Source organism: Sphingomonas gellani (genome assembly GCF_900110035.1).
GTDB lineage: Bacteria > Pseudomonadota > Alphaproteobacteria > Sphingomonadales > Sphingomonadaceae > Sphingomonas > Sphingomonas gellani.
The window spans coordinates 18,656-39,896 of sequence record NZ_FOCF01000005.1; the positions used below are offsets into that span (position 1 = coordinate 18,656).

18 protein-coding genes are annotated in these 21,241 nt (G+C 67.0%); 7 read left to right on the forward strand and 11 right to left on the reverse strand.

Translation table 11 applies throughout. The features are described from left to right. Window positions 1-59 precede the first annotated feature (59 nt). From guaA to BMX37_RS10455, 6 genes are all read right to left on the reverse strand, one after another. On the reverse strand, window positions 60-1,616 hold the full coding sequence (gene guaA, locus BMX37_RS10430; protein WP_093665699.1) for a glutamine-hydrolyzing GMP synthase: 1,557 nt from the start codon (window positions 1,614-1,616) through the stop codon (window positions 60-62). Window positions 1,617-1,745: 129 nt separating this feature from the next. Beyond that, entirely contained in the window at window positions 1,746-2,168 is a 423-nt protein-coding gene (gene rplQ / locus BMX37_RS10435) for a 50S ribosomal protein L17 (protein ID WP_093665700.1), read from the reverse strand. A gap of 226 nt (window positions 2,169-2,394) precedes the next feature. After that, entirely contained in the window at window positions 2,395-3,465 is a 1,071-nt protein-coding gene (locus BMX37_RS10440) for a DNA-directed RNA polymerase subunit alpha (RefSeq protein WP_093665701.1), read from the reverse strand. Window positions 3,466-3,577: 112 nt separating this feature from the next. Then, a complete protein-coding gene (gene rpsK, locus BMX37_RS10445; protein ID WP_066486290.1) occupies window positions 3,578-3,967 on the reverse strand; it encodes a 30S ribosomal protein S11 in 390 nt (129 codons plus the stop codon). Between the two features lie 100 nt (window positions 3,968-4,067). Then, complete coding sequence (rpsM, locus tag BMX37_RS10450; RefSeq protein ID WP_093665702.1) at window positions 4,068-4,436, reverse strand: 30S ribosomal protein S13; 369 nt, start codon at window positions 4,434-4,436, stop codon at window positions 4,068-4,070. A gap of 194 nt (window positions 4,437-4,630) precedes the next feature. Beyond that, entirely contained in the window at window positions 4,631-4,870 is a 240-nt protein-coding gene (locus BMX37_RS10455) for a hypothetical protein (protein WP_093665703.1), read from the reverse strand. A gap of 101 nt (window positions 4,871-4,971) precedes the next feature. Here BMX37_RS10455 and BMX37_RS10460 point away from each other — a divergent pair, with 101 nt between their 5' ends. The 3 genes from BMX37_RS10460 to acnA all read left to right on the forward strand — a co-directional run bounded on the left by BMX37_RS10460 (window position 4,972) and on the right by acnA (window position 9,726). Then, window positions 4,972-5,730, forward strand: coding sequence for a GDSL-type esterase/lipase family protein (locus tag BMX37_RS10460; protein ID WP_093665704.1), 759 nt, complete (start codon window positions 4,972-4,974; stop codon window positions 5,728-5,730). Window position 5,731: 1 nt separating this feature from the next. Continuing rightward, on the forward strand, window positions 5,732-6,901 hold the full coding sequence (locus BMX37_RS10465; protein ID WP_093665705.1) for an acyltransferase family protein: 1,170 nt from the start codon (window positions 5,732-5,734) through the stop codon (window positions 6,899-6,901). 134 nt (window positions 6,902-7,035) lie between these two features. Then, a complete protein-coding gene (acnA, locus tag BMX37_RS10470; protein ID WP_093665706.1) occupies window positions 7,036-9,726 on the forward strand; it encodes an aconitate hydratase AcnA in 2,691 nt (896 codons plus the stop codon). Window positions 9,727-10,000: 274 nt separating this feature from the next. On the opposite strand, the gene BMX37_RS10475 is transcribed toward acnA, so the two are convergent. Both BMX37_RS10475 and BMX37_RS10480 read right to left on the reverse strand, forming a co-directional pair. Then, on the reverse strand, window positions 10,001-10,285 hold the full coding sequence (locus tag BMX37_RS10475) for a hypothetical protein (RefSeq protein ID WP_170841935.1): 285 nt from the start codon (window positions 10,283-10,285) through the stop codon (window positions 10,001-10,003). A 167-nt stretch (window positions 10,286-10,452) separates the two neighbouring features. Further along, on the reverse strand, window positions 10,453-11,847 hold the full coding sequence (locus BMX37_RS10480; RefSeq protein WP_170841936.1) for an amino acid permease: 1,395 nt from the start codon (window positions 11,845-11,847) through the stop codon (window positions 10,453-10,455). Between the two features lie 113 nt (window positions 11,848-11,960). Here BMX37_RS10480 and BMX37_RS10485 point away from each other — a divergent pair, with 113 nt between their 5' ends. Next, window positions 11,961-12,470 carry a GNAT family N-acetyltransferase gene (locus BMX37_RS10485; RefSeq protein WP_093665709.1) on the forward strand — a complete coding sequence of 170 codons (510 nt, stop codon included), beginning with the start codon at window positions 11,961-11,963 and terminating at the stop codon, window positions 12,468-12,470. A 12-nt stretch (window positions 12,471-12,482) separates the two neighbouring features. Here the strand turns inward: BMX37_RS10485 and BMX37_RS10490 are convergent, their stop codons facing one another. Further along, window positions 12,483-14,144 (reverse strand): amidohydrolase, encoded by a 1,662-nt coding sequence (locus BMX37_RS10490; RefSeq protein ID WP_093665710.1) that lies wholly within the window; start codon window positions 14,142-14,144, stop codon window positions 12,483-12,485. Window positions 14,145-14,206: 62 nt separating this feature from the next. Between BMX37_RS10490 and BMX37_RS10495 the strand changes: the two genes are divergently transcribed. Then, window positions 14,207-15,448, forward strand: coding sequence for a threonine ammonia-lyase (locus tag BMX37_RS10495; RefSeq protein ID WP_093665711.1), 1,242 nt, complete (start codon window positions 14,207-14,209; stop codon window positions 15,446-15,448). Between the two features lie 121 nt (window positions 15,449-15,569). Beyond that, the gene (locus tag BMX37_RS10500; RefSeq protein WP_093665712.1) at window positions 15,570-16,349 is read left to right on the forward strand and encodes an arginyltransferase; all 780 of its coding nucleotides are present in this window, start codon (window positions 15,570-15,572) and stop codon (window positions 16,347-16,349) included. A gap of 158 nt (window positions 16,350-16,507) precedes the next feature. Here BMX37_RS10500 and BMX37_RS10505 read toward each other — a convergent pair whose 3' ends face one another. Continuing rightward, window positions 16,508-18,535 (reverse strand): protein-disulfide reductase DsbD family protein, encoded by a 2,028-nt coding sequence (locus BMX37_RS10505; RefSeq protein WP_093665713.1) that lies wholly within the window; start codon window positions 18,533-18,535, stop codon window positions 16,508-16,510. A gap of 50 nt (window positions 18,536-18,585) precedes the next feature. Between BMX37_RS10505 and BMX37_RS10510 the strand changes: the two genes are divergently transcribed. Continuing rightward, the gene (locus BMX37_RS10510) at window positions 18,586-20,235 is read left to right on the forward strand and encodes an alkaline phosphatase family protein (RefSeq protein WP_093665714.1); all 1,650 of its coding nucleotides are present in this window, start codon (window positions 18,586-18,588) and stop codon (window positions 20,233-20,235) included. A gap of 4 nt (window positions 20,236-20,239) precedes the next feature. Here BMX37_RS10510 and BMX37_RS10515 read toward each other — a convergent pair whose 3' ends face one another. Further along, window positions 20,240-21,154 (reverse strand): right-handed parallel beta-helix repeat-containing protein, encoded by a 915-nt coding sequence (locus BMX37_RS10515; RefSeq protein WP_093665715.1) that lies wholly within the window; start codon window positions 21,152-21,154, stop codon window positions 20,240-20,242. Between the last annotated feature and the right edge of the window lie 87 nt (window positions 21,155-21,241).

Genomic DNA, 21,241 nt, shown 5'->3' on the forward strand with positions numbered 1-21,241 from the left:
CTTTCAGTGGGTTACGTCGCAGAATATCGCGGTCTCGGCGGTGATCGGCGGCGAAGAAATTATTCCCACTCGATCGTGCCGGGCGGCTTGGACGTGTAGTCGTACACCACGCGATTGACGCCGCGTACCTCGTTGACGATGCGGGTCGCGACGCGGGGGAGGAAGTCGCCGGGAAAGCCGAACACCTCGGCGGTCATGCCGTCGACCGAAGTCACTGCGCGTAGCGCCAGAACCGAGTCATACGTCCGTCCGTCGCCCATTACGCCCACCGTGCGAACCGGCAGCAGCACGGCGAACGCCTGCCAGATCGCGTCGTACAGGCCGGCGTTGCGGATTTCCTCCAGATAGATCGCGTCGGCCTTGCGCAGGATATCGCAACGCTCCTTGGTCACCTCGCCGGGAATGCGGATGGCGAGGCCGGGTCCGGGAAACGGATGACGCCCCACAAAGATGTCCGGCAGGCCCAGTTCGCGCCCCAGTTCACGGACCTCGTCCTTGAACAGCTCGCGCAGAGGCTCCACCAGCTTCATGTTCATCCGCTCGGGCAGGCCGCCGACATTGTGGTGGCTCTTGATCGTCACGGACGGACCACCGGTGAAGCTGACGCTTTCGATCACATCCGGATAAAGCGTGCCCTGCGCCAGGAACTCCGCGCCGCCGATCTTTTTCGCCTCGGCGTCGAACACGTCGATGAAGGTCCTGCCGATGAACTTCCGCTTGGCTTCCGGATCGGTCACGCCGGCGAGGCCCGACAGGAACTGCTCCTCGGCATCCACATGGACCAGCGGGATGTTGTACGCGCCGCGGAACATGCCGACGACCTGCTCCGCCTCCCCGGCCCGCAGCAGGCCGTGATCGACGAAGACGCAGGTCAACTGGTCGCCGATCGCCTCGTGGATCAGCACGGCGGCGACGGCCGAGTCGACGCCGCCCGACAAGCCGCAGATCACCCGCGCACTGCCGACCTGTTCGCGAATTTCCGCGATCTTGGCGCTGCGGAATTCCGCCATCGTCCAGTCGCCGGTCAGGCCGCACACGTTGCGCGCGAAGTTGGCGATCAGTTTCGCACCGTCCGGCGTGTGGTACACTTCGGGATGGAACTGGACGCCGTAGAAGCGCCGTGCCTCGTCGGCGACGATCGCGAACGGCGCGCCCTCGCTGACCGCGACCGGCTCGAAGCCCGGCGGGATGGCGTCCACCTTGTCGCCATGGCTCATCCAGACCTGATGCCGCTCGCCCTGTTCCCATACCCCGTCGAACAGCGCGCAGGGCTGCTTCACCTCGACGAACGCCTTGCCGAACTCGCCACCGTCGCCGGAGATCACGACGTTGCCACCCAGCTGCGCGCTCATCACCTGCTGGCCATAGCAGATGCCCAGGATCGGCACGCCCGCGTCGAACAGCATCTGCGGCGCGCGCGGGCTGTTCTCCAGCGTAACGGAGGCCGGGCCGCCGGACAGGATGACACCGGCCGGGCGCATCCGCTCGAACGCCTCCGCGGCGGATTGGAACGGCGCGACCTCGCTGTAGACGCCCGCTTCACGCACGCGGCGTGCGATCAGCTGGGTCACCTGGCTACCGAAATCGACGATGAGGATGCTCTCGGGGTGCTGCATGGCAGCGCCCCTAGCAGCCCGGCCGATACGAGTCAGCGGCTTGTTGCGCCCGACCGGCGAGGCCACCCAGCAAAAAGGGCCGCCCCGATCAACGGGACGGCCCTTCCTTACCGTTCGATGTGGCGGCGATCAGGCGGCCTGATCGAAGTCCTCGTCCGACTGGACCGGACCGGAGTCCTGACCCTTGGCCGACACGTCGCGATCGACGAACTCGATGATCGCCATCGGCGACGCATCCGACGCGCGGATGCCGGCCTTGATGATGCGGGTATAGCCACCGTTCCGGTCGGCATAGCGCGCCGCGATGACGTCGAACAGCTTCACCAGCTGCGCGTCGTCGAGCAGACGGGCATGCGCCAGACGGCGGTTGGACAGGCCACCCTTCTTGCCCAGGGTCACCAGCTTTTCGACATAGGGGCGAAGCTCCTTTGCCTTGGCGACCGTGGTGGTGATCTGCTCATGCTTGATCAGGGCCGCCGCCATGTTGCGGAACAGGGCCTGACGGTGGGCGGAGGTACGCTGCAGCTTACGGCCGCCGACGCGATGACGCATGGGTAGTTCCTTTCAGTTCGTCAGGGGGCCGTTTGACGGAACCCCGGGACAGGTGGGACGGCGGCCACCGGTAAAACCGTCATCCCGGTGGAAGCCGGGATCCATTCCTTGGCCGTGCCGGATCGCGAAGAAGCTGCGATCCTGACGTCGAACGGGCCGATCTCGTGATCGACCCGCCGGCCGGTCCTTCGCCATCTCGCGAGTAGCAACGCTACCCGCGTGCGGCTTAGCCCATGATTTCCTGTTCCAGCTTCTTGGCCATTTCCTCGATGTTCTCGGGCGGCCAGCCGGGGATTTCCATGCCGAGGCGCAGGCCCATGGACGAGAGCACTTCCTTGATCTCGTTCAAGGACTTGCGGCCGAAGTTCGGCGTCCGCAGCATCTCAGCCTCGGTCTTGCCGACCAGATCGCCGATATAGATGATGTTGTCGTTCTTCAGGCAGTTGGCCGAACGCACCGACAGTTCCAGCTCGTCCACCTTCTTGAGGAGGTAGCGATTGATCTGCTGGGTATCGCCCGCCGGCTCCGCACCCGCTGCGGGAGCGGCCGCCTGGCCGATCGGCGCGGACACGCGCGTAACGGCCGAGTCGTCGAAGTGGACGAACAGCGCAAGCTGGTCCTGAAGGATACGGCCGGCATAGCCCACCGCGTCCTCGGGCGTGATCGTGCCGTCGGTCTCGATGGTCAGCGTCAACTTGTCATAGTCCAGGTCCTGACCGACGCGGGTCGGGTCGACCTTGTACGACACCTGGCGCACCGGCGAGTAGAGCGCGTCCACCGGGATCAGGCCGATCGGCGCATCCGCGGGACGGTTGGCGGTCGCGGGCACATAGCCCTTACCGACATCCGCGGTCAGCTCCATGTTCAGCGTCGCGCCCTCGTCCAGGTGACAGATCACCAGGTTGGGGTTCATGACCTGGATGTCGCCGGACACGGCGATGTCGCCGGCCTTCACCTCGCCAGGACCCGTCGCCGACAGCTGGAGCCGCTTCGGCCCCTCACCCTGCATGGCGATCGCGATCTGCTTCACGTTCAGGACGATGTCGGTGACATCCTCGCGCACGCCGGCGAGCGAGGAGAACTCGTGCAGCACGTTCTCGATCTTGATCGAGGTGACGGCGGCGCCCTGAAGGCTGGACAGCAGGACGCGGCGCAGCGAATTGCCCAGCGTCAGGCCGAAGCCGCGCTCCAGAGGCTCGGCAACGAACGTCGCCTTCCGCTTGCCATCGCCGCCGGACTTCTTTTCCAAGCCGCTGGGCTTCTTCAGTTCCTGCCAGTTCTTTGCGTTGACAGCCACGGGGTTCCCCTGGGTTGGAGGCCGGTGGGGCGCCGGCCTCGATGTAACAAGGACGCCGGCTCGTCAGCCGGCGCCAAAGATGTCGGGTGCCCCGAACCGAGGCACCCGAGGATCAGACGCGACGACGCTTGGACGGGCGCACGCCGTTGTGCGGGATGCTGGTCACGTCGCGGATCGAGGTGATCTGGAAACCGACCGCCTGCAACGCGCGCAGCGCCGACTCACGACCCGAACCGGGACCCTTGACCTCGACCTCGAGCGTGCGGACGCCGTGCTCGGCAGCCTTCTTGCCCGCGTCCTCGGCCGCGACCTGTGCCGCGTACGGGGTCGACTTACGCGAACCCTTGAAGCCCATCATGCCGGCGGAGGACCAGCTGATCGCATTGCCCTGAGCGTCGGTGATGGTGATCATGGTGTTGTTGAAGCTGGCGTTCACGTGCGCGACGCCGGCGGTGATGTTCTTGCGCTCGCGACGGCGAAGGCGCTGCGGTGCTTGTGCCATTGAATTCTATCCTGACCCGATTGGCCGGGGACCCTCCTGGAGCGGGCCGCGCATCGGCGGCCTGCCTCCGGTGGAGCAAACAGTCCCCCGGACTGTTTGCTTACTTCTTCTTGCCGGCGATCGGCTTGGCCTTGCCCTTGCGGGTGCGCGCATTGGTATGCGTGCGCTGGCCACGAACCGGCAGGCCCTTGCGGTGACGCAGGCCGCGATAGCAGGCAAGGTCCATCAGGCGCTTGATGTTCATCGCGGTTTCGCGACGAAGATCGCCCTCGACCGTGTACTCGGCGTCGATCGCTTCGCGGATCTGCAGCACTTCCTGATCGGTCAGGTCCTGCACGCGGCGTTCCGGCGCGATGCTCAGCTTCTCGGTAATGGCCTTGGCATGGGAAGGACCGATGCCGTGGATGTAGGTCAGCGCGATCACCACGCGCTTGTTGGTCGGGATGTTCACACCCGCGATACGTGCCATGAACTTTGTCTCCTAGCTCCACAGCGGTCGGCATGGCCGCACAACCGCTATCTCGACGCGTTGGCCCCGGACGCGCGACAGCGACGGAGCGAAAACACGCGCCGTCGCAAACCGGTGGTCCGAGGTACGCCGCAGGTAGGCGTCACGCCCGACCCTGTCAACAGCCGGTCACATATCCGGAACCAAAGGGGCATTCAGACGTGCGGCCCTGCCGGCGTCGCGACACGCCCCCGCCACCATCGACGCAGCGCGACACCGGTCCACACCACCTCGACCAGTCCGAACGGCCATGCACCCTGCAGGAAGCCGTAGACGCAACTCAGCACGCAGCCGCCGGCGAACAGCAGCACCCAGTGGTTGCCCCGATCCTCCAGCACATAACAGATCATGGTGAACGTCACCGCGAACAGGCCAAAGGCGGTCAGGGTATCCATCACCAAAGCCCGTAGCGCGCGAACATTCGGCGGGAAAGGTGGCGAGCCGATCTCGGCGTGCGACGATTCGTTAGCGATCCGTCGCTAAACGGGCGACGACCATGAAACACGACCCGATCATCGGTCCGGCCGGCCGATCCCTCAAGACCCGAACGCCCCTCTGGAGGCGCGCCGTCGCCATCGCCGGAAAGCTGCTCGTCGGGCTGCTCGTGTTCGTCGGCATCGTCACGGGCTGGCTGTGGTGGGAGATCGAGGCGGACCGGCGGGCCCCCCTGCCCGACCCCGCCCTGCCACAGGGTACTTGCGCGCTGTGGTTCGTGGGCAGCTCGTCCATGCACAAATGGATTACGCTGACGCCCGACATGCGCCCATGGATCGCCCATAATCGCGGCGTGAACGGCGCCGGCATCAACTATCTCGCAGGTCGCTTTTCCGCGCAGGACCGTGCCACCCCGGCCCCATCGGCCATCGTGCTGTATGGCGGTGAGAACGACATCGCGGTCGGCACAAGCGTGGCCGACACGCTGAACGGCGTCCGTCGCCTGATCCGGCTGAAGACGGAGATGTATGGCGCGCTGCCCGTGTTCCTGCTCTCGATAAAGCCCAGCCCGACCCGCTGGCGGTTCCTGCCGCAACAGACTCAGCTCAATGCGGCACTGCGCCGCATGGCCGCGAACCGCGCCGATCTTCATTATGTCGACATCGTGCCGCAGATGCTCGTGAACGGCAGGCCGGGGCCATGGTATCAGGCCGACGGCATCCATCTGAACCGCACCGGATACCGACGTTGGGCAAAGGTGCTCCACGGCGCGCTCGCGCACGACCTTCCGGCCAGAACCGTTGCCCGCTGCGCCCGCTGACATGGCGGCGGTCGCCGGCAGGACCGCGTGGTCGTCGGACCCGATCCGCGGCGTCCGGCTGGAGGGGCTGGATGTATGGCGCACGATGCTGACGATCGCGGGCGTGGCCCTTCACGCGACCATGCTGCGCCCCGACCTGCCCCTGTACGTCGGCATCTCAATCGTGTCAGAGGCGTTCCGCATGGGGACATTCGTGCTGATCTCCGGGCTGCTCGCGGGTATCTCGCTGGCCCGCCATCCCACCCATGTCTGGTTCAAGCGGAGGCTGGCGCAGATCGGCATACCCATGGCGTTCGGCTGGTTCGTGCTGTGCCCGTTCATGGGCGTGGTGCTCGCCCGGATGCTGCCGGCGGCGCGCATCGGTGCAGGCTGGCCGCCGTTCGATTGGCACCACATCTGGTTCCTGGTGGGGCTGCTCCTCTACACACCCGTTGCTTGCGCGGTGGACCGGTTCGCCGCTCGGTCGGCCCTGTTCGATGAGCTGGACCACGCAGGCTTGCACGGCGCGACGATCCGCGGCCTCTATTATGTCGTTCTGCCGCTCGCGACCTTCTGGATCATGGCGCTGGTCGCCGCGATCGTACTGCATACGACGCCGCCGTCCCTGATCCGCATGATGTCGCAGTGGAAGCTGATCCTCGGCTACCTGCCCCTGTTCGTCACGGGGCTGACGATCGCACGATCGGCCGCGGTACGCGGAGCGATCGCGGAGCGGCTGTGGCCGGCGGTCGCCATCCTTGTCGCCATGCTGCTTCTTTATGCGGCATGGTATGGCTGGCTGTGCTTCACACCATGGGGCCGGGATCATGCCGCGTTGCAGGGAGTGGTGAGAGCCGTTGCCATGGCCTGGTGCCCGCCCGCCGTCGGCGCGCTGGTCCTGCGCTCCGCCGCGGCAGGGGGTGTCAGCTCGCCCCTGTTCCGCACGCTGGGCGATGCATCGATGACCATGTACATCGTGCATTATCCGATCCTGTTCGCTGTCAACGCCGCCTTCGCCTGGGTCGCGCTTCCCGAATATGGCGAGTACTTCGCCGCGTTCGTCATTGGCCTTGCCGGCTCCTACGCCGTTCACCGCTATCTGGTGTGCCGCAGCCGTGTCTGGGGTCTGTTGCTCAACGGCCGCATGGCCACGTCATCCGCTCCCCGCGCAACCGGCTTCGTCGCCACCTGACCCTTTCCCCGCAGGCGATCGGTTGCTAAGGGCCGCGCCAGACGCGCTTTCTCCCGCGTGCGTGCCCGTGCGGTGCCTCCTTGCCCCGCCTCCTCGGGTGCGGCCCATGCGGGTGATTTCAGGAAAGGACCCCCATGACCGCCATCGGCCAGGACACGCTCGGCACCCGCTCCACCCTTCAGGCCGGCGGCAAGAGCTACGACTATTTCTCGCTCGCCAAGGCCGCCGAAAAGTTCGGCGACATCAGCCGCCTGCCCTTCTCCATGAAGGTGCTGCTGGAGAACATGCTCCGGTTCGAGGACGGCGTGACCGTCACGGCCGAGGATGTGCAGGCGATCGTGGACTGGCAGAAGGACCCGGTGGCTCCGAACCGGGAGATTCAGTATCGCCCCGCGCGCGTGCTGATGCAGGATTTCACCGGCGTCCCCTGCGTCGTCGACCTGGCCGCGATGCGTGACGCGATCACGAAGCTGGGCGGCAATGCGGCAAAGATCAATCCGCAGGTCCCCGTCCACCTGGTCATCGACCACTCTGTCATGGTGGACGAGTTCGGCACGCCGCAGGCGCTGGCCGACAACATGGAGCTGGAATATCAGCGCAACGGGGAGCGCTACGAATTCCTGAAGTGGGGCAGCAAGGCGCTGAACAACTTCCAGGTCGTGCCCCCGGGCACCGGCATCTGCCACCAGGTCAATCTGGAATATATCGGCCAGGCGGTGTGGTCCTCCACCGAATCCGGTCAGCATGCAAAGGGCGAGAACGCGATCGCGTACCCCGACACGCTGGTCGGCACCGACAGCCACACCACCATGATCAACGGCCTGGGCGTGCTGGGCTGGGGCGTGGGCGGCATCGAGGCGGAGGCCGCGATGCTGGGCCAGCCGGTGTCGATGCTGATCCCCGAGGTCGTCGGGTTCAAACTGACCGGCGAGCTGAAGGAGGGCATCACCGCCACCGACCTGGTGCTGACCGTCACCCAGATGCTGCGCAAGAAGGGCGTGGTGGGCCGCTTCGTCGAGTTCTACGGCCCGGGCCTCGGCTCCATGACGCTCGCGGATCGCGCGACCATCGCCAACATGGCCCCGGAATATGGCGCGACCTGCGGCTTCTTCCCGATCGACGAGCGCACGCTCGACTATATGCGCCTGACCGCGCGGCCAGAGGAATCGATCCAGCTGGTCGAAGCCTATGCAAAGGCGAACGGCTTCTGGCGCCACGCCGACAGCCCCGATCCCGTGTTCACCGACACGCTGGAACTGGACATGGGCACCGTGGTCCCGTCTCTCGCCGGTCCGAAGCGCCCGCAGGACAAGGTCGCGTTGACCAAGGTCGATGAGGTGTTCAACGGCGACCTGTTCAAGATCTACCACAAGGAGCGGCCGCAGCGCGTGCCCGTGGCCGACCGCGGTCATGACATCGGCGACGGCGACGTCGTGATCGCCGCGATCACGTCGTGCACCAACACCTCCAATCCCTCCGTGCTGGTCGCCGCCGGCCTCGTTGCCCGCAAGGCTCGCGAAAAGGGCCTGAAGCCCAAGCCGTGGGTGAAGACCTCGCTCGCCCCCGGATCGCAGGTCGTCACCGACTATCTGACAAAGGCGGGCCTGACCGAGGACCTCGACGCGATGGGCTTCAACCTGGTCGGCTATGGCTGCACCACCTGCATCGGCAATTCGGGCCCGCTGCCCGGCCCGATCAGCGAGGCGATCAACAGCAACGACTTGGTCGCCGCCTCCGTCCTGTCGGGCAACCGTAACTTCGAGGGGCGCGTGTCGCCGGACGTGCGCGCCAACTTCCTCGCCAGCCCGCCGCTGGTCGTCGCCTATGCGTTGAAGGGTACCGTGACCGAGGACATGGCCGAAACCGCCATCGGCCAGGGCTCTGATGGGCAGGACGTATTCCTGCGCGACATCTGGCCGACGAACGACGAGGTCGCGTCGATGATGAACGCCAACATCGACGACACCATGTTCCGCAACCGCTACGGCGACGTGTATCGCGGCGACGAGAAGTGGTCGGGCATCGACGTCACCGGCTCCGACACCTACAGCTGGAGCAGCGGGTCGACCTACATCGCCAACCCGCCTTATTTCGACGGCATGGAGATGACGCCGAAGCCCGTCACCGACATCGTGGACGCGAAGCCGCTGGCGATCCTGGGCGACTCGATCACCACCGACCACATCAGCCCGGCGGGCAGCATCAAGGCGGACAGCCCGGCCGGCAAGTGGCTGTCGGAGCGGCAGGTCGCACGCGGCGACTTCAACAGCTATGGTGCGCGTCGCGGTAACGACCATGTCATGGTTCGCGGCACCTTCGCCAACATCCGCATCCGCAACGAGATGGTGCCCGGCGTCGAGGGCGGCATGAGCCGTTACGGCACCGAGATCATGCCGATCTACGACGCGGCAATGCGGCACAAGGCCGACGGGACGCCGCTGGTCGTTGTCGCGGGCAAGGAATACGGCACCGGTTCGTCGCGCGACTGGGCGGCGAAGGGCACCAACCTGCTCGGCGTGCGTACGGTGATCGCCGAGAGCTTCGAGCGTATCCATCGGTCCAATCTGGTCGGCATGGGCGTTCTGCCGCTCCAGTTCGCGGACGGCGTGACGCGCCAGACGCTGAACCTGACCGGCGACGAGACCTTCACCATCGAGAACGTCGCCGGCCTGCGCCCGCGTCAGGACGTCACCGTCAAGCTGACCCGCGCTGACGGTTCGACCGAGACGTTCCAGGCCCGTTGCCGGATCGATACCGTCAACGAACTGGATTACTTCCTGAACGGCGGGATTCTGCAGTACGTCCTGCGCAAGCTGGCAGCCTAAGCGGCTTGATCGACTCGACCCGCCGGTGCGTTGCATTCGACGCACCGGCGGGTCGGCGTACGGTCATCCCTCGACACGTCGGTACCCGATCGCGGCTCCTACCGAATTTTCCGGCTCGAGATGCGCCAGCCAAGTCTCACCTAGCATCCGGACCAACGCCGGGTTTAGAAGCCCCGCATCCAGCAGCTCGCGCGCCGTCACCACCGCAAGCTCAAGAGGCTTTCCTGCTGGGTGATCGAGGCGAGGTGCCATCGCAAGTGTCATTTCTCTAGCTTTATCTGATGCGATCGACGGGTTCCGCGTCAGGAATCATGTCTAAGACTGACATTGCCCAAATCCGGCAACCGAACAGCCCAGCATAATCTTGAGTTGCGCCAAACAGGATACAGGTCGTAGACTCAGGTCTGAAATCCTCGAGAGTAGCATCAGGATTGTGGTCGGCGTGCTTGAAGAAGTTGGACCACTGCTTCTGTATGGGTCGCCATTCGCGAACGAAGCCGGGGCGAACGCGATCTCGGATCATGCCGCCGAAGGTGGCAATACCACGCGCCGCCGCCATGCCACCCAGCATCTCCGCCGCAGCCCAGGTCAACAGGTTGGCCGCGACGCTTTATCTGCTGCCCAGCACGAGATCGATCGCTACAGTTGTTTCCTGCCGGACCGCCTCTTGCCTGGACACGGACTGGCTTGAAAAGGGGGTTGCGTTCGTGGTTGCCGCCCCAACCGTCACACCCGCGCCCGGTTGCGCGCATAAAGGAAGTACACCGCCAGCCCGATCGCGTTCCAGGCGAAGAAGGCGACCTGCGTCACCACCTGCAGGCTGGTGAACAGGTACAGGCAGCCGCCGATCGCCAGCGGCGCGATCAGCCATGCGGCGGGCGTGCGGAACGGGCGCCGCATCTCCGGATCGCGCCGACGTGACACCAGCACGCACGCGGCCACCGCAACGAACGCGCATAGCGTGCCGGCATTGGCCAGGCTGGCGATCACATCCAGCGGCACCAACCCCGCGATGACCGCCACCAGGATCGCGGTCACCAGCGTGATCCGGACCGGCGTTCCGCGCTTGGACACGCGGGCCAGTCCATGCGGCAGGAAGCCATCGCGCGCCATGACCAGAAAGATGCGGCTTTGCCCGTACAGGAACGCCAGCAGCACCGTCGGCAATGCGATCGCCGCCGCCAGTCCGACGATCGTCGCCACACCGCCACGCCCCAGTTCGCGCAGGATCAGCGCGAGCGGCTCCGCGCTGTTGGAGAAGCGCGCGAACGGCACCGCGCCGACTGCGGCAGCGGCCACGACCAGATAGATCAGCGTGCACGCCAGCATCGACCCGACGATACCGATCGCCAGGTCGCGGTCGGGACGCTTGGTCTCCTCCGCCGCGGTGGAGATCGCGTCGAAGCCATAGAATGCGAAAAAGATGATCGCCGCCGCGCCCATCACCCCGAACTTGACCCCGCCGGCCCCCGCCACGCTGCCATAGCCATAGGGTGTGAAGGGGTGCAGGTTGGCCGGGTCGAAGGCGGGCAGCGCGACCGCGACGAACAGCGCCAGCGTCGCGAGCTTTAGCACCACCAGCGCGGTGTTCACCCGCGCGCTTTCCCGCGTGCCCAGCATCAGCAGCCCGGCGACCAGCGCGATGATGACGATGGCGGGCAGGTTGATGACGCCGCCCAAAGCCGGGCCGTTGGCGAGGGCCGGCGGCAGGTCCAGCCCGAACCAGCGCAGCGCCCCGACGGCGTAGCCGGACCAGCCGACCGCCACCGTCGACACGACCAGTGAGTATTCGAGGATCAGGCTCCACCCCACGATCCAGGCGATCACCTCCCCCAGCACCGCATAGCTGTAGGTATAGGCGCTGCCGCTCGCAGGAATCGCGCTCGCCATTTCGGCATAACACAGCGCAGCGCATGCGCAGATCGCCCCCGCGATGGCGAAGCTGACCAGCACGGCCGGGCCGGCCCGGTCGGCACCCACGCCGATCAGGGTCAGGATGCCGGTGCCGACGATCGCGCCGATCCCCAGCGCGACCAGGTGGGGCCATGACAGGGTACGCGCCAACGCCTCTCCGCTCTCCGGCATCATCGCGCCCATCGGCTTGCGCCGCCAAATGCTCACCTGCCGTTCCCCTAGTTTCCCTATCGCCTTCATGCGGTTGCGCGGCGTGTCCGGCAAGCCTGCCTGTCCGACAGACCTCTTGCGGCGCTGGCCGCGCGATCTAGGGTCTGCGCATGACCGACACCGCGTTGCCAGCCGAGTCCGCCAAATCCGGCTTCCAGTTGATGATCCGCGCCGCGCGGGCGTCCGACCTGCCGGTGATCGTGCAACTTCTCCACGACGATCATAACGGGCGCCTGCGGGAGGATCCGAGCGAGCCGCTGGACCCGCGCTACGCCGCCGGGTTCGACGTGATCGCCGCCTCTCCGGACCAACTGCTCGCCGTGGCGGAGCGGAACGGTGTCGTGGTCGGCACGATGCAGCTCAGTTTCCTGCCCGGCATCGCGTTTCGCGGTGCCTGGCGGATGCAGATCGAATCGGTGCGTATCGCGAGCAGCCTGCGCGGCCAGGGATTGGGCGCCGTGATGATCGACTGGGCGATCGAGCGGGCGCGGGAGCGGGACTGCAAGATGGTGCAGCTGACATCGCAACTCGACCGCACCGACGCGCACCGCTTCTACGAGCGGCTCGGCTTCAGCCGCAGCCACGCCGGGTTCAAGCTGCGGCTCGGCCCCGCATCCTGACCGGAACCGCGCCTACTTCCGCTCCCATACCTTTTCGCCGCCGACCCAGGTTTCCTCCACCCGCGTCGCGCGCAGTTCGGTCGGGCTGGCCAGTGTCGGGTCGCGGTCGACGACGATGAAGTCGGCACGCTGGCCGGGCGCCAAACGGCCGAACTTGTCCTCCGCGAACCCGGCATAGGCCGCGCCGCCGGTGAACGCCCACCACGCCTGTTCGCGGGTCACGCGCTCTTCCGGCCGCCAGCCGCCGAACGGCTGCCCGTCCGCGCCCTGCCGGGTGAACGCGGCGGCCCAGCCGGCCCAGGGATCGGGACGCTCGACCGGAAAGTCGGAACCGAAGGCAAGCTGCCCCCCGTTCTTCAGCACCGAATTCCACGCATACGCCCCGGCCAGCCGCGCCGGACCCAGCCTTGCCTCCGCCATGACGCGGTCGCTGGTCTCGTGCGTCGGCTGCATGGAGGCGATGACGCCGTGCTTGCCCAGACGCGGCAGATCGACCGGGTCGACGATCTGAGCATGTTCGATGCGCCAGCGTCGATCGCCCTTGTACGTGTCCGACATCTCGTCGATCGCGTCGAGCACCTGCGCATTGGCGCGGTCGCCGATCGCGTGCACCGCGATCTGGAAATTGTCCATCGCCGCACGGCTCATCAGGTTGCGGATCACATCGTCCGACATGAACCCCGCGCCCGATTGTCCCGGCGCATCGGCATAAGGCTGCTTCAGCCACGCGCCCCGCGACCCCAGCGCGCCGTCGGCATACAGCTTGACGCCGTTCAGCCGCAGCCGGTCGTTGTACAGCCATGGCGTCGGACCGGTGCCGCCGATCTGCACGGCCGTGTCGACGCCCATGCCATAGCTCATGATCCGCACGCGCAGCGCACCGACATCGCCCATCCGGCGATACGTCATCCAGTCGTCCAGGCTGGTGCCCATGTCCGCGACCGCTGTGACGCCATAGCCAAGAAGGATCGACTGCGCCTTGAGGAAGGCGGCGTTGCGATCCTTTGCCAACGGTGCCGGAACGACCTTTTGCACCAGCGCCTGCGCGGCATCGACGAACACGCCGGATGGCCTGGTGCCCGTCTTCTCGATGCGGCCGCCGGGCGGCGAGACGCTACGCACGGTCACCCCGGCCGCGGTCAAGGCGGCGGTGTTTCCCCAGGAGGCATGGCCATCGGCGCGCGACAGCCACACCGGCCGGTCGGGCACCGCCATGTCCAGCTCCGCGGCGGTCGGGAAGCGGCCCAGGCCCCAGCTTTCCTGGTTCCAGCCGCCGCCGAGAAGCCATTTCCGTTCCGGATTTGCCTTTGCATAGGCGGCGATCGCGGCCTGCGCCTCGGCCAGAGAGTGGGTGTCAGACAGGTCCAATTCCAGCGCGCGGAAGCCGAGTTCCGTGACATGCCCATGCGCGTCGATCATGCCGGGCAGCAGCACGCGCCCCTTCATGTCCGCGCGCCAGTCCAGCTTTTCGGGCCGCTTGTCGCCCGACTTCATCAGCTTCGACACCTTGCCGTCTGGCGTCAGCAACAGGCCGGTGAAGTGGATCACCCGCCCGTCCTTGTCCAGCGTGATGCCGTTGACGTTATCGACCAGCGCGTCCGCGAACGCCGGGATCGGCAGCAGGCACAGAACGACAGGCATCATCAGCAGCGGAAGGCCCGCGATCGTCAGCATCCTCATGGCCAGCGCGCATAAGCGGTGTTTCCCCCTCGCGCCAGATGGTCTAGCCCACCGCCATGGCCACCCAGCTCGCGAGCACCGCCCCCCTTCCCGTCGGCATCGACGACGTCCGCACCGCCCACGCCCGCATCCGCGATGCGATCGTCCGCACCCCGACGCTGGTCAGCCGCACGCTGTCCGCGCTGACCGGCGCCACCGTGTACCTGAAGTTCGAAAATCTGCAGTTCACCGCCGCCTACAAGGAACGCGGCGCGCTCAACACGCTGCTGCAACTGTCGGACGCGGCGCGCGGGCCGGGCGTCATCGCCGCATCGGCCGGCAATCATGCGCAGGGGCTCGCCTATCACGCCAACCGGCTGGGCGTGCCCGCGACCATCGTGATGCCGCGCAACACGCCGATCGTGAAGGTGGTGCAGACGCAGGGCCACGGCGCCACCGTGATCCTCGAGGGGGACACGTTCGACGCCGCTTATGCCCATGCCCGCGTGCTGGAGGCGGAACGCGGGCTCACCTTCGTCCACCCCTTCGACGACCCCCGCATCATCGCGGGCGCGGGCACCACCGCGCTGGAGATGTTCGAGGATGTGCCGGACATCGACACGCTGGTGACGCCGATCGGCGGCGGTGGCCTGATCTCCGGCATGGCTACGGTCGCCCGCGCGCAGGATCATGCGGTCGAGGTCGTGGGTGTGGAGGCGGAGCTGTTCCCCTCTATGTACAACCGCATCAACGGCACCTCCAAGCCGTGCGCCGGCGACACGCTGGCAGAGGGCATCGCGGTCAAGGAACCGGGCGGCATCACCAGCCGCATGGTGGCCAGCCTGGTGGACGACATCGTGCTGGTCGGCGAGCGCAGCCTGGAAGAGGCGGTCAGCCTGTTGCTCCAGATCGAGAAGACGGTGGTGGAGGGTGCAGGGGCCGCCGGCCTCGCCGCGCTGCTGGAGCATCCCGAACGCTTCCGCGGCCGAACGGTCGGCGTGGTGCTGTGCGGCGGCAATATCGACACGCGGCTGCTCGCCAACGTGCTGCTGCGCGATCTGGCACGATCCGGCCGCCTAGCGCGCCTGCGCATCCGGTTGCAGGATCAGCCGGGCGCCCTGTTCAATGTCGCCCGCATCTTCGAATCGCAGCGGGTCAACATCATCGAGGTGTATCACCAGCGGGTGTTCACCACCCTGCCGGCCAAGGGGCTGATCACCGACATCGAGTGCGAAACCCGCGACCGCGCGCATCTCGACAGCCTGATCGCGGCGCTGCGGGCGGCGGGATACGAAACGGCGCAGGTCGAACTCGCCTGACCGCAAAGGCCGGCCGTCATTAACCCCCTTTGATGGTAAAGCCGCTTTTCATCACGGCTGCGGCTCCGCATATAGGTGGCGCCGCCGTTCCACCGTTCGCATCCAGGGAATTACAGCCAGCGTGACCGCGCCGTTCCGCTTTCCACGCTTCTTCGTCACCAGCCCGGCGCCCTGCCCCTATCTGCCTGGACGGCAGGAGCGGAAGGTGTTCACCGAACTGTCGGGCCCGAACGCGAACGAGTTGAACGACGCGCTGGGGCGGATCGGCTTTCGGCGCAGCCAGGGCGTCGCGTATCGCCCCTCCTGCGCGGGCTGCACCGCCTGTGTGTCGGTCCGGGTGGTCAATGATGAGTTTCAACCCAACGCCAGCCAGCGCAAGCTGCTCAAGCGCAACGCCGACCTGACGGTCAGCGCCTGCCGCGCCTGGTCCACCGACGAACAGTTCCAGCTGCTGCGCCACTATCTGTCGCGTCGGCATCCGGGCGGCGGCATGGCCGGCATGGACGAGGACGATTACGCCGACATGGTGGAGCACAGCCCCGTGCAATCCATGATTGTCGAATATCGCGAGCCGTCCAGCAACGGTCGCGGCCGCCTGGTCGGTGCGTGCCTGACCGATCGGCAGGCGGACGGGCTGTCGATGATCTACAGCTTCTTCGCGGCCGATGACGTGTCGCGGCCCGGTCTGGGCAACTTCATCATCATGGACCACATCCTGCGCGCGCGGGAGGCCGGGCTGCCCTACGTCTATCTCGGCTATTGGGTGAAGGGATCGCAGCGCATGGCGTACAAGACCCGCTATCGCCCGCTGGAGGTGTTGGGCCCAGACGGATGGCGGCTGTTGTCCGACAACGATCTGCTTGCTGCGCCTACGGTGGATGTGGTCGAGCCGGTGGCGTGATCGGTTAGGCTAGGCCCGATCGTCACTGAGCAAGGTGGCTGAAACGCGTGGGCCACTGCGCCTAAGACCCGAACACCAGTGTCTGCTTGGGCCAAACGGTCGGGGTCGCACTTTGGACCCCAAGCCTGACCACTACGCATGACGGGAATGCCTCCGCCTCAGGCTCCCAATTCGCCCAGCAATCCCGGAGTCAGCACCTGCGGCAGGACCCGTGGCTCGCCGCCCCCTGCGGGATAGAACAGGTACAGCGGCACGCCCGCCCTGTTGTGCGCCTCGATGAAGCGGCCGAGCGCCGGGTCTCCATCGGTCCAGTCGCCGACCAGTACCGTGACGTCATGCTGCGCAAAGCCATCGCGGGCCGTCCGCGTGTCGATTGCCGCCTTTTCATTGACCTTGCACGTCAGGCACCAGTCCGCGGTGAAATAGGCGAAGACCGGCCGCTTCTCGGCGCGCAGGGTCGCCAGCTTGCCCTCGGAAAAGGGTGCGTCGCCGCCGCCCACCTTCGGCGCCGAGGAGGGCAGCAGCTGCGTCGCGCCGACGGACAGCGGGACCAGCAGGGCCAGGCCCGCCGTCATCGCAGCGCCAAAGCCCAGACCCCGCGCCTGTCGACGACCGCCCAGGCTGAGCAGCACCGCCGCGATCACGGCCGCGACGATCGCCACGGCCAGTCCGGTCGTGCCGGCCTGGCGCCACAACAGCCACGCCAGCGCCGCCGCCGTCAGCCACATCGGCACGGCAAGGACCCGGCGCAGCGTCACCATCCACCGGCCCGGTCGGGGCAGCATCCGCCGCAGCGCGGGGACGAACCCGATCAGCAGAAACGGCAGAGCCAGGCCAAGCCCCAGCCCGGCAAACACCGCCAGCGCCGCCGCCGCCGGCAGCACCAGCGCCGCACCCAGCGCGGCCGCCATGAACGGTCCCGTACACGGCGTCGCGACGAACGCGGCCAAGGCTCCCGTGGCGAATGCGCCGCCGCTTCCGCCACGCCCCACGATCGACGGCGTCGAGAACTCGAAGGCGCCGGACAGGTTCAACGCGATGCCGACGCAAAGCAGCAGCAGCACCAGGACGACGCGGGGGTCCTGCAACTGGAATGCCCAGCCGACCATCGTCCCACCAGCGCGCAGGCCAAGGATCACCGCGCCCAGACCGACGCAGACGATAACGACACCCGCCGTATAGGCCAACGCCTCCACGCGGGCTTCCCGTCCGTCGACGCCTCCCCGCGCCAACGCCAGCGCCTTCAGGCTGAGGATCGGGAAGACGCAGGGCATGACGTTCAGCAACAATCCGCCCAGCACGGCACCGGCAAAGGCAAGCAAGGCCGTGCGTAGCGTCCCCGACCGCTGCACCGGCGGCACATCGCCCGGCATCGCATGGATCGACAGCCCGCGCCCGTCCCCGATGCGCAGCACGCCGTCGATCGGCGTCAGCTTCGCCACACCCGCGACCGGCTTCGTCTCGATCACCAGCCGGTCGCCATCGCGGGCGACGCCCTGTGGCGCGGCAAGGTCGATCGCCCCACCGGCAGCCGGAAAGAAATACGCGCGGTCGATGCTGGCACCGGCAGGGAACGGCACGGCCAGCCGGATCACCCCGCCCGCCAGACCGATCGTCGCCGTGCCGCCGAGCGGACGCGGCAGTTCGGCACGCCAGCGGTCGAAGCGCGCATCCCGCACGCCCGCCGCACCATCGGTCGCCACCGGCGCGATCGAAAGCGTCTGTTCCTCCGGCACGCACAGCGTCGCCGTGCAGACCAGATAGCTGGTGTGCAGCCGGATCGGCAGCGACTGCCCACCCCGCATCGCCGGCACGGTCAGCGTCACCAGCGGCGCATAGGGCCGTTCATAGACATAGTTCATCAGGCCGGCGACGGTCAGCGTGGTCGGCACCGGCCATTGCACCGCCCCTATCCGCGTGCCGGCCGGGACGCTCCAGTCGAACTTGGGCGCGAATCCGGCGTCACCGGGATTGGACCAATAACCGTGCCAACCCGCCTCCGGAATCGTGTCCAGCGCCAGCGTGACCGGCTGGCCGACCTGCGGAGCGCCCCCTTCCACCACCAACCGCATGCGAAGGTGCGGTGCGCTTCCATTCGGGAGGGAGTCGGCGCCGGACGGAACGGCCAGCAGGCCGAACACGATCGTCACAACCGCGCAAAACAACGCTCGTATTGCCTGTGCCATCGCGTTGAGCCCATAGCGTACGCGCCCCCGCCTTGCATCAGGGAAGTATCATGAAGAGCCTGCTGGCCGCCCTATTCCTGTCCGCCGCCGCGACGCCCGTGCTGGCGCAGCAGGCCGAAGCTGTCCCACCGGCACCGGCCGCCACGACAACACCGACGGCGCCCCCGCGGCTGATCGTCGCGATCTCCGTCGACCAGTTCTCCGCCGACCTCTTCCAGCAATATCGCAACCACTTTTCCGAAGGGTTCGCGCGGCTTCTGACGGGCGCAGTCTTCCCCTCCGGCTATCAAAGCCATGCCGCGACGGAGACCTGCCCCGGCCATTCCACCATCCTGACCGGCATGCGCCCGGCGCACACCGGCATCGTCGCCAACAACTGGATCGACCAGCGCGCGGGGCGGGCGGACAAGGTCGTGTATTGCTCCGAGGACGAAAGCGTCACCGGCTCCACCCACGACAGCTACACCGTGTCGGCCAAGCATCTGAAGGTGCCGACGCTGGGCGAGATGATGAAGACCGCGCATCCCGACACGCGTGTCGTCTCCGTCGCCGGAAAGGATCGCGCGGCGGTGATGATGGGCGGCCACAAGGTCGACGAGCTGTGGTGGTGGGACGGCAAGACCTTTGTCAGCTATGCCGGACGCCAGGTCCCCGGCGCGGTGCAGCGCGGCCGCGATGCGGTCGCCGCGCTGGTCGCGAAGGCGCAGGCGCCCTTGCCGCTGCCCGACTTCTGCCAGCCGGTCGATCGCGCGATCACCGTCGACGGTACGGTGTACGGCCAGGGACGTTTCCAGCGTCAGCCCGGCGACCTGAAGGCGTTCCGCGCGTCCCCCGCCAGCGACGCCGCGGTGTTCGCGATCGCCGCCGGCCTGATCCAGGACATGAAGCTGGGCCAGGGACCACAGACCGACATCATCGACATCGGCGCATCCGCCACCGATTATATCGGCCACTCGCTCGGCACGCAGGGCGCGGAAATGTGCATCCAGATGGCTCAGCTCGATCATACGCTGGGCAGCTTCTTCGACACGCTGGACAGTTGGGGTCTGGATTACGAGGTGGTGCTGACCGCGGATCACGGCGCGCATGACATGACGGAACGCCAGCAGCAGCGCGCGATGCCGATGGAGGCGCATGTTTCCGCCGATGCCTCGATCAAGACGGTGGCCGCGGCCATCGCTGCCGAGCTGAATCTGAAGGGCCCGGTGCTGCTCGGCGCGGAAAGCGATGTCTATGTCGACCGCAACCTGCCCGCCGTGACCCGCAAGCGCGTCCTCGCCTCCGCCCAGCGACGCTTCTCCGCCCTGCCCCAGGTCGCCGCCGCGCTGACCCGCGACCAGATCGCCGCGACCCCGATGGCGACCACACCACCGGAAACCTGGACGCTGGCGGAACGGGCGCGCGCCTCCTTCGACCCGGATCGGTCCGGCGACCTGCTGGTGCTGTTGAAGCCGCGTGTCACCACCATCGAGAAGCCCGGTCCCGGCTATGTCGAGACGCACGGGTCGCCATGGGATTATGACCGGCGCGTGCCGATCCTGTTCTGGCGCCGTGGCATGCCGGGATTCGAACAGCCCCTGTCGGTGGAGACGGTCGATATCGTCCCCACGCTCGCGGCCACGATCGGCCTGCCGGTCAGCGGCTTGGACGGGCGCTGCCTGGACCTCGATCCCGGCCCCGGCGACACCTGCCGCCGGTAAGCCGTTACTTGCTGGCGAACGGCGTGATCGTGTGGGCCAGGGTGTTCTGGCCGACCAACAGCCGTTCGCCGCTGAAATCCGCGATGAAGGCGGGCTTTACCCGCTGGCCGGGCGCAACGCTGGCGGTGTTGCCCTCGATCTTCAGCCCGGCCGAGGGATAGGTCGCCTTTTCCGCGCGGATCGCGATCATCTCCCAGGCATTGTCCTTGTTCGTGCCCTGGATGAAAGTGTTGCGGGCGATCTGGCCGACGGCCCCTTCGGGCAGGTCGATCATGCGGCTGGTCTGTCGCCCGCCGGTATCGTCGAAGATGTTGTCGGAGATGTTCACGCGCGGCGCGCGCAGCTTGATGTAATGACCGCCCCTGCCCTTTTGAAAGCGACAGTGGCGGACGGTAACAGTGCCGCTGGTCAGGTACAGCGAGTGCGAGCATTCGCCGTCGTCACGGCACTTGCCGGACCCTGAAAAGGTGGACCGCTCGATTGTCACCCGCTGCGTCCCACGCGTCCCGCCCAATATGCCCTGTTCGCTGTCGAGGAACATGGAATTGACCACCAGCAGGTCGCCGCGTTCCGTCCTGATCCCCGCGCCGTTGTGGTCCCCGACCGCATAGCCGCGAAAGATCAGGCCATCGACCTGGCTGCCCCGGCCGCGCAGCACCAGCCCTGCCTTGTCCTCGCAGGACACGCCTTCAAGGATGGTCTTGCCGGGCTGCGCGGCCTTGAACACGATGCGGCCGCGTTCCTGCACCGCGCATTGGCGGTACACGCCCGGCGCGATCGTCACCATGCCGTCGCCATCGCCGATCGCGTTCACCGCCTCCTGCAGATTGCCATAGCCGCGTCCGTCGACGGAAAACGGCCCGGACTGGCCAAGGGCCGGCGTGGCGACAAGGGCGGCGAGGACAAGGGCGTAGCGCATGGCGCCATCCTTTCCTCCCCTCGCCTCACCCGCAAGCGCGATAGGTGGTTAACACCTGTCCCGCTTCGGGCCACCGCCCGGCGGCGA

What these genes read in the sequence shown, in the direction of transcription:
- guaA (WP_093665699.1), bottom strand. Translation starts at nt 1,616, where the DNA reads ATGCAGCACCCCGAGAGCATCCTCATCGTCGATTTCGGTAGCCAGGTG.
- rplQ (WP_093665700.1), bottom strand. Translation starts at nt 2,168, where the DNA reads ATGCGTCATCGCGTCGGCGGCCGTAAGCTGCAGCGTACCTCCGCCCAC.
- rpsK (WP_066486290.1), bottom strand. Translation starts at nt 3,967, where the DNA reads ATGGCACAAGCACCGCAGCGCCTTCGCCGTCGCGAGCGCAAGAACATC.
- rpsM (WP_093665702.1), bottom strand. Translation starts at nt 4,436, where the DNA reads ATGGCACGTATCGCGGGTGTGAACATCCCGACCAACAAGCGCGTGGTG.
- BMX37_RS10455 (WP_093665703.1), bottom strand. Translation starts at nt 4,870, where the DNA reads ATGGATACCCTGACCGCCTTTGGCCTGTTCGCGGTGACGTTCACCATG.
- BMX37_RS10460 (WP_093665704.1), top strand. Translation starts at nt 4,972, where the DNA reads ATGAAACACGACCCGATCATCGGTCCGGCCGGCCGATCCCTCAAGACC.
- BMX37_RS10465 (WP_093665705.1), top strand. Translation starts at nt 5,732, where the DNA reads ATGGCGGCGGTCGCCGGCAGGACCGCGTGGTCGTCGGACCCGATCCGC.
- acnA (WP_093665706.1), top strand. Translation starts at nt 7,036, where the DNA reads ATGACCGCCATCGGCCAGGACACGCTCGGCACCCGCTCCACCCTTCAG.
- BMX37_RS10475 (WP_170841935.1), bottom strand. Translation starts at nt 10,285, where the DNA reads ATGGCGGCGGCGCGTGGTATTGCCACCTTCGGCGGCATGATCCGAGAT.
- BMX37_RS10485 (WP_093665709.1), top strand. Translation starts at nt 11,961, where the DNA reads ATGACCGACACCGCGTTGCCAGCCGAGTCCGCCAAATCCGGCTTCCAG.
- BMX37_RS10490 (WP_093665710.1), bottom strand. Translation starts at nt 14,144, where the DNA reads ATGCTGACGATCGCGGGCCTTCCGCTGCTGATGATGCCTGTCGTTCTG.
- BMX37_RS10495 (WP_093665711.1), top strand. Translation starts at nt 14,207, where the DNA reads ATGGCCACCCAGCTCGCGAGCACCGCCCCCCTTCCCGTCGGCATCGAC.
- BMX37_RS10505 (WP_093665713.1), bottom strand. Translation starts at nt 18,535, where the DNA reads ATGGCACAGGCAATACGAGCGTTGTTTTGCGCGGTTGTGACGATCGTG.
- BMX37_RS10510 (WP_093665714.1), top strand. Translation starts at nt 18,586, where the DNA reads ATGAAGAGCCTGCTGGCCGCCCTATTCCTGTCCGCCGCCGCGACGCCC.
- BMX37_RS10515 (WP_093665715.1), bottom strand. Translation starts at nt 21,154, where the DNA reads ATGCGCTACGCCCTTGTCCTCGCCGCCCTTGTCGCCACGCCGGCCCTT.